General features: G+C 42.0%; 12 protein-coding genes. 8 read left to right on the top strand and 4 right to left on the bottom strand.

Annotation, left to right across the window (positions count from 1 at the left end; translation table 11 throughout):
• Window positions 1-315 precede the first annotated feature (315 nt).
• The 6 genes from SporoP33_RS06950 to SporoP33_RS06925 all read left to right on the top strand — a co-directional run bounded on the left by SporoP33_RS06950 (window position 316) and on the right by SporoP33_RS06925 (window position 6,463).
• On the top strand, window positions 316-1,074 hold the full coding sequence (locus SporoP33_RS06950) for a DeoR/GlpR family DNA-binding transcription regulator (protein WP_081243052.1): 759 nt from the start codon (window positions 316-318) through the stop codon (window positions 1,072-1,074).
• An 8-nt stretch (window positions 1,075-1,082) separates the two neighbouring features.
• A complete protein-coding gene (locus SporoP33_RS06945; RefSeq protein ID WP_081243051.1) occupies window positions 1,083-2,384 on the top strand; it encodes a four-carbon acid sugar kinase family protein in 1,302 nt (433 codons plus the stop codon).
• Window position 2,385: 1 nt separating this feature from the next.
• Window positions 2,386-3,399, top strand: a complete 1,014-nt coding sequence (gene pdxA / locus SporoP33_RS06940) for a 4-hydroxythreonine-4-phosphate dehydrogenase PdxA (RefSeq protein ID WP_081243050.1) — start codon at window positions 2,386-2,388, stop codon at window positions 3,397-3,399.
• 69 nt (window positions 3,400-3,468) lie between these two features.
• Window positions 3,469-4,842, top strand: coding sequence for a GntP family permease (locus SporoP33_RS06935; protein WP_081243049.1), 1,374 nt, complete (start codon window positions 3,469-3,471; stop codon window positions 4,840-4,842).
• Window positions 4,843-5,196: 354 nt separating this feature from the next.
• Window positions 5,197-6,177 carry an MBL fold metallo-hydrolase gene (locus SporoP33_RS06930; protein WP_081243048.1) on the top strand — a complete coding sequence of 327 codons (981 nt, stop codon included), beginning with the start codon at window positions 5,197-5,199 and terminating at the stop codon, window positions 6,175-6,177.
• Window positions 6,178-6,262: 85 nt separating this feature from the next.
• A complete protein-coding gene (locus tag SporoP33_RS06925) occupies window positions 6,263-6,463 on the top strand; it encodes a hypothetical protein (RefSeq protein ID WP_081243047.1) in 201 nt (66 codons plus the stop codon).
• 98 nt (window positions 6,464-6,561) lie between these two features.
• Here SporoP33_RS06925 and SporoP33_RS06920 read toward each other — a convergent pair whose 3' ends face one another.
• From SporoP33_RS06920 to SporoP33_RS06905, 4 genes are all read right to left on the bottom strand, one after another.
• Window positions 6,562-7,593, bottom strand: a complete 1,032-nt coding sequence (locus tag SporoP33_RS06920; RefSeq protein WP_081243046.1) for a PucR family transcriptional regulator — start codon at window positions 7,591-7,593, stop codon at window positions 6,562-6,564.
• 76 nt (window positions 7,594-7,669) lie between these two features.
• A complete protein-coding gene (locus SporoP33_RS06915; RefSeq protein WP_196796881.1) occupies window positions 7,670-8,467 on the bottom strand; it encodes a GAF domain-containing protein in 798 nt (265 codons plus the stop codon).
• A 63-nt stretch (window positions 8,468-8,530) separates the two neighbouring features.
• Entirely contained in the window at window positions 8,531-9,730 is a 1,200-nt protein-coding gene (locus SporoP33_RS06910) for an MFS transporter (RefSeq protein WP_081243044.1), read from the bottom strand.
• A 10-nt stretch (window positions 9,731-9,740) separates the two neighbouring features.
• Window positions 9,741-10,160, bottom strand: a complete 420-nt coding sequence (locus SporoP33_RS06905; protein ID WP_231293313.1) for a MarR family winged helix-turn-helix transcriptional regulator — start codon at window positions 10,158-10,160, stop codon at window positions 9,741-9,743.
• A 469-nt stretch (window positions 10,161-10,629) separates the two neighbouring features.
• Between SporoP33_RS06905 and SporoP33_RS06900 the strand changes: the two genes are divergently transcribed.
• Both SporoP33_RS06900 and SporoP33_RS06895 read left to right on the top strand, forming a co-directional pair.
• Complete coding sequence (locus SporoP33_RS06900; protein ID WP_081243043.1) at window positions 10,630-11,412, top strand: enoyl-CoA hydratase/isomerase family protein; 783 nt, start codon at window positions 10,630-10,632, stop codon at window positions 11,410-11,412.
• Between the two features lie 80 nt (window positions 11,413-11,492).
• Window positions 11,493-12,671 (top strand): acyl-CoA dehydrogenase family protein, encoded by a 1,179-nt coding sequence (locus tag SporoP33_RS06895; protein WP_081243042.1) that lies wholly within the window; start codon window positions 11,493-11,495, stop codon window positions 12,669-12,671.
• Window positions 12,672-12,704 lie beyond the last annotated feature (33 nt).

The raw sequence follows: 12,704 nt of genomic DNA, 5'->3' as shown, positions 1-12,704 counted from the left end.
CATGCCTGGTGTCAAGACAGTGTTTTATACACTCGTGTTCAGCGCAATGACTGTGCTTTTCTGACTTCATACAAACACTCCTGAGTAAGGCTAAAGGACAAGACGTTGACATTTATGCCAGCTCCGATTTCATATAAGACGCTGACTGATGTTAATCGATTGTTATATTATTTTTCAAAAATATATGTGAATACTCCGCTCATTGAAAGAACATAATAATAAATGATTGACTTATGTGTTTGAAAGTAACATAATTATGTTCATAGAGAACAAATTATTGATGCTGATGAACATAGTGCGCAGGAGGTCATTGAATTGTCTCCAAAAGAACGAAGATCGAAAATAATGGAATCGCTTGCAACGGAAGGAAGAGTGGATATCATCCGGCTTTCCGAAGTGTTGAATGTAACGCCTATGACGATACGAAGGGATTTCGATGTGCTGGAGAAGCAGAACAAGCTGATTCGCACACATGGCGGCGCTGTTCCGTCACAAGCGCTGATTCACGAAAAGACGTTTGAACTAAAATCGAACATTTCTGTCCGGGAAAAGAAGATGATTGCAAAGCGCGCTGTCTCTTTTGTGACTGAAGGGATGACTGTGCTTATTGATTCAGGAACGACGACGCTTGAAATTGCACGGTTATTGAAAAATCACGAACATCTGACAGTGATTACGAATGATATTAAAATAGCAGCTGAGCTTATGGGCAGCAAATTAGAAGTAATTATTCTCGGCGGCCGTTTGCAGACGGAGACGGGGACACTGTACGGTTCGCTGACAGAAAACATTTTAAAATCAATTCATGTCGATCTGTTCTTTTTGGGTGCAAATGCAATCCACAATTCGTTTGGGATTACTACACCTACAATTGATAAGTCTTCTCTGAAGCGGACGATGATCAGAACAGCCACGGAAACGATACTGGTCGCAGATTCAACAAAGTTTAATCAGAAAGCATTATCAAAAGTCTGTGATCTTGAAGATGTATCCACGATTATTACAGATGGGCAGTTATCTGAAGAACTGATGGAGAAATACGGCGAATTGGTGGAAATTATTATTGCAAAGTAGGTGAGTATATGAAGATCGGAATAATCGCAGATGATTTAACGGGTGCGAACGCTACAGGCGTCCGTCTTGCAGAAGTAGGATTTAAAAGCGCCACGATTATTTTTGGTGCTCAGGTGCCGAAATCGGATAAGTTCACATCGATTTGTGTAGATACAGACAGCAGGTATGTAGATGCTGCGGTTGCAAAAGAGCGGGTTCAAGATACGTTTAAGCAGCTTCGGTTGTGGGGAGCTGATGTAATCGCCAAGCGGATTGACAGTACGATCCGGGGCAATATAGGTTCTGAGATTGACGCATTGCTTACCAGTACCGGCGAAGAAAGCGTCGCTATTGTCGTGGCTTCTTATCCTGACTCAGGACGGGTAACGTCAGGCGGCTATTTGTTAGTGGAAGGCGTGCCGGTTCAAGAAACTGACGTAGCAAAAGATCCGATGAACCCAATCACTAAATCATTTGTGCCCGCAGTAATTGCAGAGCAGAGCCAGCATGAAATCGGACATATTGGGTTAGGCGATGTCTTACAGGGAAGAGCTAAAATTACTGCTTCTTTGACGGAGCAAATCAATGCCGGCAAGAGAATCATTGTCATCGACGCAGTGACGAATGAAGAAATCAGCAATATCGCCGAATCCATGGCAATGATGGAAGAGCGTACGTTATTCCCGGTGGATCCTGGCCCGCTGTCCGCAGCGTTTGCGCGTGTACTGGCCAGACGAAGCCTGTACGAGAACAGATATATTGTCACCGTGGGAAGTGTTACGAGTCTTACAGGGCGGCAATTGCGCTATTTAATGGATAAAACAAATTCTTCACCTGTTTACGTCGATGCCTCCCAATTGGCAACGATGACAGATAAATGGGACGCGGAAGTGAAGCGTGCAACGGATGAAGGGATCAAGAAGCTGAAAGATCAGGAAATATTAATCGTGACGACATTATCTCCAACCTCACAAATCCTGTCGCTGGCAGATATCGCAAGAGAAGAACACACGACGGAAGAAATGCTTGCGAAGCGTATTACGTCGGGTCTTGCGAAAGTAACACATACCATCGTACAAAATGGTGATATGAAAATCGATGGGACGTTTTCCAGTGGCGGTGATGTGACGGCAGCGTTATTTACCATTAGCGGTGCTGAAGCAATTCAGCTGGATGAAGAAGTAATACCGCTCGCTGCTTATGGAAAGTTCATCGGGGGGACGTTTGACGGGATCCCGGTAGTAACAAAAGGCGGCATGGTCGGTGAAAAGCAGTCGATCTATAAATGCCTGATTTATCTGCAGACAAAAAATGATGAAGGACGTGTGTAATATGACAAACGAACGTAAAATTATAGCAATTCCAATGGGTGACGCAGCAGGAATCGGCCCGGAAATTACCGTAAAGTCATTGGCGAAGCAAGAGATTTATGAAATGTGTAATCCGCTCGTAGTCGGCGATGCAGACGTGATTAAAAAAGCGATCGGCGTAACAGAAACCGGTTTAGAAGTGAACGTTGTTTCAGATCCGAAGGAAGGGAAATATGAATTCGGAACAGTAGACGTGTTAGATATGAACAATATTGATATCGATGCATTGGAGCCAGGAAAAGTTCAGGCGCAATGCGGACAAGCTGCATTTGAATTCATCAAGAAGTCAGTGGCACTTGCAATGGCAGACGAAGTGGCGGCAATCGCTACAACGCCTATCAATAAGGAATCATTAAAAGCAGCAAATGTTCCGTATATCGGTCACACGGAAATGCTGGAAGACTTGGGCGGAGCACCTGATCCATTAACGATGTTCCAAGTAAACGGCATGAGAATCTTCTTCTTGACGCGTCACGTGTCATTGAAAGATGCGATTTCTCAAATGACGAAAGAGCGTGTTCGTGATTACTTGAGCCGCTGTGATCAGGCATTGCAGCGTCTGGGCGTGGAAGATCGCAAGCTGGCAGTCGCTGGTTTGAACCCGCATAGTGGTGAAGGCGGTTTGTTTGGCATGGAGGAAGTGAACGAAATCGCACCGGGTGTCGAAGCAGCTAAAGCAGACGGCATTGATGCATACGGTCCCGTTCCGGCAGATTCTGTATTCTTCCAGGCACTGAATGGCAAATATGATGCAGTCCTTTCGCTTTATCATGACCAAGGGCATATTGCAGCGAAAATGACAGATTTCCACCGTACGATTTCTATCACGAATGGACTTCCGTTCCTGCGTACTTCTGTTGACCACGGAACAGCATTTGATATTGCGTGGAAAAACATTGCAGCAAGCGTGAGTATGGAAGAATGTATTAAACTGGCAGCTGAATATGCGCCGAAATTCACAAGAGAATCTCTATAATAGAAACCGTTGAAAGAGGGGAAACCCTCTTTCAATAACTTTACTAAATCAGAAATTGGGGGGATACAGATGACACCCGAAATGCAAATGATTGTAGGACTCGTAGTCGGTGTAGCTGCATTAATATTTCTAGTGTTAAAAACGAAAATCCACGCATTTTTAGCTTTGATTATTGCTGCGTCGCTGACAGGCTTAATCGGCGGGATGAATCCGATCGAGGTTTCTTCTACTATATCTAAAGGTTTCGGAAGCACGCTTGGGTCTATCGGTATTGTTGTCGGATTTGGGGTAATGATTGGAAGAATTCTGGAAGTGTCAGGAGCTGCAGAACGTCTGGCGTATAGTCTGATCCGTGCTGTAGGGAAACGCAAAGAAGAGTGGGCAATGGCGATTGCCGGATATATTGTCTCAATTCCTATATTCGTGGACTCCGCGTTTGTCATTTTAAACCCGCTTGTGAAAGCGTTGTCAAGAAAGACAGGGAAATCTGTCATCACTCTTGGTGTAGCGCTGGCCGTCGGTTTAGTTGCAACGCATCATGCGGTACCGCCGACACCGGGTCCGCTTGGCGTGGCAGGTATATTCGGCGTTGATATCGGTCTGATGATCGCTTGGGGTCTAGTATTCTCCATTCCCATTGTCATTTCTGGTGTGCTGTACGCTAAATGGGTAGGTAAACGAATTTATCAGATCCCGACGGAAGACGGTCTCGATTTTGAAAGACCTGATGAGCATATGGCCTATCAGGAACTTGTGCGTCTGACGGATGAACGGAATAAGGAGCTGCCTTCATTGTTCCGCTCTATGATTCCAATTTTATTGCCGATTGTTCTTATATTTTTAAATACAACATTCGTAGCCATGGATTTGACAGGCGGCTGGATTGACTATCTATTATTCTTAGGTCAGCCGATTATCGCGGTCGGTTTATCATTAGTCTCTGCCATCTATTTATTGGCAGGCCACTTAACGAGAGAAGAAGCACTTGGCCGTATGGAAGAAGGAATGGTGACGGCTGGTATTATCCTGCTTGTAACAGGAGCAGGCGGTGCGCTTGGACAAGTCCTTCGTGACAGCGGAGCGGGCGACTACATCGCACAGCAAGTGGCATTGCTTCCTTTGCCGGCGGTACTTGTTCCATTCTTCATCGCGACACTTGTTCGTTTAATCCAAGGAAGCGGAACAGTAGCAATGATTACAGCCGCATCCATTTCTGCACCGATTGTCGTAAATCTGGATGTTAACCTGGCTCTGGCTGCGCAAGCCGCTGCACTCGGTGCGATGATTTTCTCCTACTTCAATGACAGCATGTTCTGGGTTGTCAACCGGATGCTTGGCGTGAAGGAAGTGAAGGAGCAAGTCATGGTCTGGTCGATTCCAACGACCATTGCATGGGCAGTTTCATTAGTAAGTATTTTGATTGCTAATATGTTTGTAGGATAACCAGCGGCCGCAAGTATTTTGAATACAGTTTGCGGATGTTTTCCTGAACGAAAATAAAGAGGTCTTTCATTAAGTTATCGAACTTATGGAAGGCTTCTTTTTTGTTCGCTGTTATGTAATTTCGCGTGTATCATTGCATGATATGTAAAACTCTTATGAAATTATTGATGTGATTTGTATGTTTAATACATAGTTAAATATTCAAAATGCGGTATTATTAGAAAGATACTTCAAGTAATTTGACTATTTTAAATTGTTTGACGCAACTTTATGAGTAAACGATAATGTGAAGAGGAATCCAGTGATGAAATTTCTTACGGTTATTCCGGCAAAGAATGAGAGGAGGAGAAGAAAGTGCTTTATGTAAAAATAGGCCCGGTTGAAATTATGAGCGATAATGGAGGTCGTATTCCCTTATCCACTTCCTTAATTATCGCTGGAAATGAAGATTCTACTCTCATCGACTGCGGGTCAGGCACTAAAACGTTTGATTATATACAAAAAAATCATACAGTCCATACGATTTATTTGACGCATCATCATATTGATCACGTGTGGGGAGCGCAATTGTTTCCGGACGCAGAAAAGCTGATTAACAAATATGATATAGAAAAAGTTACTGATTATCATGAACTCGCAAAATCAGAAGGTTTATATGCGGTATATGGAAAAGAAGGTGTAGATAAATGGATACAAGACCTTAAAGAAAAAACATACGGCAATACTGTTGTGGACCCCAAAATATTGCACGCTTCTGGAACGCATGAATACAACCAGGTGATTACTATGTCAGGGACAGACGTTATGTTTATTCATGCGCCCGGCCATACGCAGGGTTATTGCACGCCGTACGTCATGGATTATGGCATTTTACTGACCGGAGATATTGATCTGACTTCTTTCGGTCCGTATTACGGTGATGCAGAGAGTGATATCGATCAATTTATCCAATCAGCCAGAAAGACACTTGAGACAGATGCCAAATACTTTGTCACTTCGCATCATAAAGGAATCTTTTTACGTGAAGAGTATGAACGGGAATTAGAAAAATATCTTTCTATCATCGAAAGAAAAGAAGAAAAAATTAAGCATCTGTTGAAAAATGGATGTTCACCCGGTGATCTGATTCATCAAGAAGTTTTTTATTATAAAAATCAGTCTGCGCACAGTCCCGTGCGAAAGAAAACCGAGATCATCAGCATAGTTAAACATTTGAAACGGCTCATCGATCATGGGGAGCCTTTTGCAGATTACTTGGCAGATTTTATTCGAGCCAATAATTTACATGAAGAGTATCTGGAATACTCCAATGAACCGTGCAGGGGCAGATGTTAAAATCTAAGCAAATATAGGATGTACGGATGAATACAACTGTACGGGAAATGGCAATTACCTGATTCCGAGTATACAAAATGCGGGATTGGATCCGGCGAAGCTGGAAGATCTCAAAGAGTATGACACCAATCGGAATCAAACAAAAGCCAAGGCCTGGAAAGATATTTGGGGGGCAGGGCAGGGAGTTGGCTCAGTAAAGAACATTCAGCCCGTTGCCGATGTAATCAGTGAAATGAAAAAGGAATATGAACAGGCTGCAGTATCGCTGCTGGCGAAAAATAAGTAAAGCGGCAGTGAAATGCATACTAATATACTGTGTTTTGTGAAAAGAGAGCGCCATGCAGGAAGTAACTGCATGGCGCTCCCTTTTTATCATGGGTAAAATTATGAAAAAGAATTGACTAACTGATGGATCGTTAAGGCTATTTGCAGATTTAACCGATTTTGTGCGTTAGACAGATCCAGCTGAATAATTTCTTCTACCCGTTCAATTCTGTATCGGAGTGTATTATAGTGAACGTGCAATTGTGTTGCAGATGCCTGATAGGCGGATTCGTTGTCTAAGAATACTTGTAGCGACAAGAGCAAGTCGGATTTATTCTGTCCTTCATAGTGAAGTAATTTACCTAAATATTTATCTTTAAATTCTATGATTGAAGCATAGTCAGCAGATTCAAATAGAAGACCGACAACACCGAGATCATTATAATATAAAACTCTTTTATTTCCTCCAATTAACTCTACAAATTGTGAGGCTCTTTTGGCTTCGTTATACCCAGTAGTATAGTCGGAAACTTCCGTAACAGCATTACTGACGCCTATTGAAATATCTACAGTGGGATAATGATCTTCAAAATAAGAAAGAATATTACTAGTCAGCTGATCTGTTTCCCCCACGGGTGCTATGATGATTAATTTTGTCCCATGGATGGTGCATAAATGCATTTTTGAAAAGCCGAGCTCATATTGAAGTTTCTCTGCAATCTGTGTAAGTCGCTTGGAGTCGATGTGTTCAGTATCCAAACGGTTTTTTGGATTCAGCATGATGACTTGACGGGGATGCTGAAAAGAAATTTTGAGATATCTGCCTCTTCTAATCAAATCTTCTTCAGTTTCCAAACCTAACAGTAAATCATGTACAAAATCGAGCCGCAGACGGTTTTCAACTTCCATACTGGTGTGTTCTTGAGTGAATTTTAAGGAAAGAATATTTTTTGCCTGTTCTATGGCGACCAAATCTAAGTGATCCCGTTCATTATAAACCTTAGGAATGAGTAAATACGCTGCGGCTTTCTCGTGAAGAAGAATGGGAATGAGGCTGTAAGAGTGCTCTTTGTTTACATGCAGCACCGCAGGCGACACATAAGGTTCTTTTTCTGAACAAAATGCATTACGCAGAAAAGGAAGGTCAAACACCTGCTCCAGTGGCAGCTTGCTGACATATGAACATCTATTACATCACCAAGCTCGCCTGTTAATAGTACGGGCTCACTCAGAAAAGCAGACAGCTTGGCGATGACTCCTGAATACCCTTCAAGGCTTCCTGAAAGAGTTCCTTGTGCATGCTGGATACACGCAGCTCATTTGCATATAATCTGGCATTATTTATGGCGATTGCAGTTTGATTGCAATATGTGCTTAAGACATCCAATAAAAAAGGGGATGAGTGATTAGGATAATCTTTGGCGATGATAAAAATGCCGATCAGCTCCTTATTGACAACGAGCGGTGCGCAAATTAATGAACGAATATTTTCTTTACGATGTAAAAGTGAAATGAGCGGATCACTCAAAATCTTTTCAAGTTCCACGTCAGGCAGCACATATATTTTTTCTGTTTGTATAACTGTACCGCAAATCCTGGCAGTTGCCGATTGCCTGAAATTCTGCAATACTTCGTCAGTAGAACCTGAAAGTGCTGTGACTTGTATCATTTTTTCACTGGCGTCAATTTGTGCGATCAATGCGATATTAGCCTTTGAAATAGTTCTGAGGCGGTCCGTGCTCAATTTTAAAATTTTATCAAGTGGTGCCAGGGAAGACACCTCGGTATTAATTTGCTGGATAATTTCCAATGTCTTCGTTGAGAATTTTAAGTCATGTTCCCGTTTCTTTGTGTCTTCTATAATGGACAGGCTCGTTTCTATCATTTCAAGTGAATTACCCGATAGTTTTGCGTGGATCATACTTCTGAATGTATTCCAAGTTTCGCTGTGACAGGGCTTTTCGGCAAGGGCAGATAGTTCATGCAAAATATCTTTATAGTCGGAAATGCCGTTGTATAACATCATTGAACACACTCCTTTGTTCACTGGGCAATTGCTTTCATTGATTGGATGCATTCACCGGAAAAGTCAAGATTGCACTGCGTGATGAAGAACCTTATCTTTTCTGCCGTGTAAGAAGTAATAAAGTGCAATGGACAAAAGTATAACGGAGACCATCAGTAAATAAACGCCGCGGTACCCTGTCAGCGTGACAAGAGATCCTGTTAAATAAGGGCCAAGTCCCAAGCCTAGATCAAAGAAGATGAAATAGGTAGATGTAGCAAGGCCCAAGCGGTGTACAGGCACTTTTTTTATGGCGATAGCTTGTGAAATCGACTGGAAGTTACCGTATCCTAACCCGATAAGCACGGCAGCCAATAGTATAGAAAAACCATGCTGCGCCTGACTGAACAGCAGCATCCCGATTGCATAAAGTATAAGACAAGGGTAGATAATAATATTAGCGCCCTTCAGATCCAGTATCCTCCCCGTGAAAGGTCTGGATATTAATATTACCGCGGCATAGATGATGAAAAAGATACTTCCAGACTTCACCAGTCCAATTTCTTCAGTGTAGAAAGAAATAAAGGACATAATGCCTGAATAGCTAAACCCTACAATCATTGCGACAAATGAAATGGGAATAGATGCAAATTCCAAATAGTTGCTGATGCCAGACCGTTTTTCATGATGCTCATCAGTTTTATGGGCAGTGCTTACTGCAGTCGTCTTCACCAGTAATGCAATCAGTAAACAGCTGCCTGCCAGAACTAGATTTAATGACAGGATGACATGGTAATTGCTGAACAATTGTAAAAAGAGAATACCCAGAAATGGACCGACGGCTGTTGCTAAAATAGAACTTAAACTATAGTAGCCGATACCTTCGCCCCGGCGGGAAACCGGAATGATTTGTGCAACAATCGTGCCTGTGGCAGTGCTGGCAATGCCTAAAGCGAATCCATGCACCAGCCGGGTTGTCAGTAATAACGGAACATTAATTGCAACGAAATACAGCGAGGTCGTAACGATAAAAGCGATCAGCCCAATGAACAGAATTTTCCTGCTGCCGATTGACTCAATGAACCTGCCTGTGATTAACCGCCCCATCAGTATGCCTATAATAAAAATACCTGAAATTAAACCGGCCAGACTGGTTGAAGCGTCAAGATTTTCGACCGCGTACGATGCGATCGTTGCAAGCAAAAGGAATAAAACTGTCGTCAATAATAAATTGATAACAGACACGATAATGAAGTTCTTAGTCCATAACTTTTCTTCCGCCATAACAATCCTCCTATTTTACTAAGTTGTTTTTTACTTTCTCCAATATGCGGCTGACTTCCATTTGTTCCTTGATACTGATTCCTTCCAAAGCATTCAGCTGAAATTGTTCAATAGTAATTTCAACGTCCGCAGACACTTGCCGGCCAAGTTCGGTCAATTGGATCTTTTTTTCACGTTTATCTTTTCCAGGAATCACTTCTACATAATGAAGTTCAATTAATTTTTGCACTGTCCGTGTAATGGTTGGCTTTTCAACATGCTGATAAGCTGCAATGTCAACGAGTGTGCGTGGTCCTGTGGAGATAATGTATTTCATTACAGCCCATTGTGCGGTAAACAGCTGATGCCTTCCCAAGCAGTCATTAGCTGCATTGATATAAGGACGATACATTGATCTGTATTGATGGAAGAATAGCTGATGTGGTTTCACGTAATGACTCTCCTTCAATAGTTAGTTAGTGAAAGTAACTATATAATATTACTAAATGAAAGTCCAGAAGTATTGTGCATAAAATCTGTAAGAAAGCTCCCGTGTTCCAGAATATTTTTTTCTGAAAGAACACAAGAATAAATATTATTTTTCATTGGTGAAAAATGAATAAGTTATAAAAATGCTTATTTAACAACGTTTTAAAAGCAATATTAACTTAATTCTTTGTTTTCTGAATACTATTGACAATTACTTTTTTTGCATGTAAAATGATGATCAGAAGTTAAGAAAGATGTTTACATGTTCTGAAGACTAACTTTAGATGCTGTTGATTAACTATCGGTAATTTTCCTTTACTAGTAAAGAAATTACAGACGCCAGCCCTTTAGAACATTACTCTCCTTTCTTCAGCAAAACTTATTGAAATAGAATGATCGTACAATATTGGAAATGGGCGAGGTGAATATGAATGGCATATGAAAAATATGAAGCTATTAGTGTACATGTCGAGAATGGCGTTTGCACAGTGACATTAAACAGACCGGAAATTAAAAATGCTCTTGTGCAAGAAATGCGGGACGAGCTGATGGAGTTCTTTTCTGTGGTCGGAAGTGATGACGACGTAAAGACGATTGTCTTAACTGGAAAAGAAAGCGTTTTCTCGGCCGGCGGGGATTTAAAAGCTTTACAGAATTTAAATTCGACACAAGTAAGAAACCGGCTAAAAACGAGTCAGGGACTGATCAGGTCCATTCTAAACTTGGAAAAACCGGTTATTGCAGTAGTGAATGGTGTTGCAACCGGAGCGGGCTTTAGTCTGGCGGTGGCATGCGATATCATCTACGCAGCTAAATCTGCAGTATTTATTCAAGGGTTTATAAAAATTGGTGTTGTGCCAGACATGGGATCTCTGTACTTCCTTCCGCGTCTGATCGGCCGTCATCGCGCAATGGAAATGATGCTGCTGGGTGAAAAAGTGCAGGCTGAACAAATGCAGAAGTTAGGCGTTGTGAATGCAGTGCATGAAGATGACAGCGTTCTGGATGAGGCGTTAATTACAGCCCGAAAATTGGCTGCAAGCCCCAGATTAGCAATGGGTCTTACGAAAAGACTGACGAACAGCAGTGTGTTATCTGATATTGAAGACACATTTGAGCTGGAAGCTTTCGCGCAAGGTATGTGTTTTGAATCAGATGATTTTAAAGAAGGCGTGCAGTCGTTCTTTGAAAAGAGAAAACCTGTATTTAAGTAATTGATGGCTAGGCACTTATATAGATAAAACATAGTGAAAGTAAAATTGTAGGTAAAAAATACATTAGTGGAGATGATGAAATGAGCACAGTATCCATGACGAAAAGCGGAAAGGCTAAGCGCCCGTTTTTCACTACGGAGCATGAAATGTTCCGTGAAACATTACAGAAATACCTTGAGAGAGAAGCGGTGCCGCACTATGATCAATGGGAAAAAGATCGTCTCGTTCCGCGTTCGTTCTGGGAGGGACTTGGAGAAAATGGTTTCTTATGCCCTGAGGTTGGAGAGGAATACGGCGGGCTGGGTCTGGACTTCGGATTCTCTAGTATTCTAGGAGAAGAGTTATCGAGAGTCGGTGCCGGAATTCTTGGAGTATCTACACATAGTAATATTGTTGTTCCGTACATCGATTCATTTGGAAGTGAGCAGCAAAGGAAAAAATTCTTGCCGAAGTTTGTTACAGGGGAAAGCATTGCGGCCATCGCGATGACTGAGCCGGGAACAGGTTCAGACTTGGCTAACATCAAAACGACGGCAGTAAGAGACGGCGATCATTATATCCTAAATGGTGAAAAAACGTTTATTACGAATGGTATTCATGCGGACGTAGTCATAGTGGCCTGTAAAACAGATACAAAAATCAAGCCTGCTCACCGCGGTATAAGCTTATTAATCGTTGAGAGAGGTATGCCAGGATTCTCACGCGGGAAAAAGCTGGATAAAATCGGAATGCACAGCCAGGACACTTCGGAATTGATTTTTGAAGATGTGCGCGTGCCGGTTGAAAATCTGCTTGGTGAAGAAGGCAGAGGATTTTCATACTTAATGCAAAAACTGCAGCAGGAGAGAATTGTATCTGCGAACAATGCGCTGGTGGCTGCAGAAGATATGCTTGAGTTAACTATTGACTATGTGACAAAGCGCGAAGCTTTTGGAGCACCGCTCAGCAAACTTCAAAATACCCAATTTAAAATTGCGGAGATTGCAACGCAAGTGCAGATTGGCAGAACCTTCATAGATACTTTGATTGTCAAACAAATCAATGAAGAAGAAATGGTGACAGAAGTATCCATGGCGAAGTGGTGGATCACAGATATGGCGAAACGAATTTCAGGAGAATGTATGCAGCTCCATGGTGGATATGGCTATATGGAAGAGTATAAGATTGCCAGACGTTATCGCGACATTCCGATTACAACGGTCTATGCAGGAAGTAATGAAATTATGAAAGTGATTATTGCAAAACAATTAGGTTTGTAATGATATGTGAAATGAAAGGGCTTACAAATAAAA

Source organism: Sporosarcina sp. P33, assembly GCF_002077155.1.
In the GTDB taxonomy this organism is placed as follows: Bacteria; Bacillota; Bacilli; order Bacillales_A; family Planococcaceae; genus Sporosarcina.
Note: the sequence above shows the minus strand (reverse complement) of the source record. Positions and strands in the feature narration are given on the sequence as shown.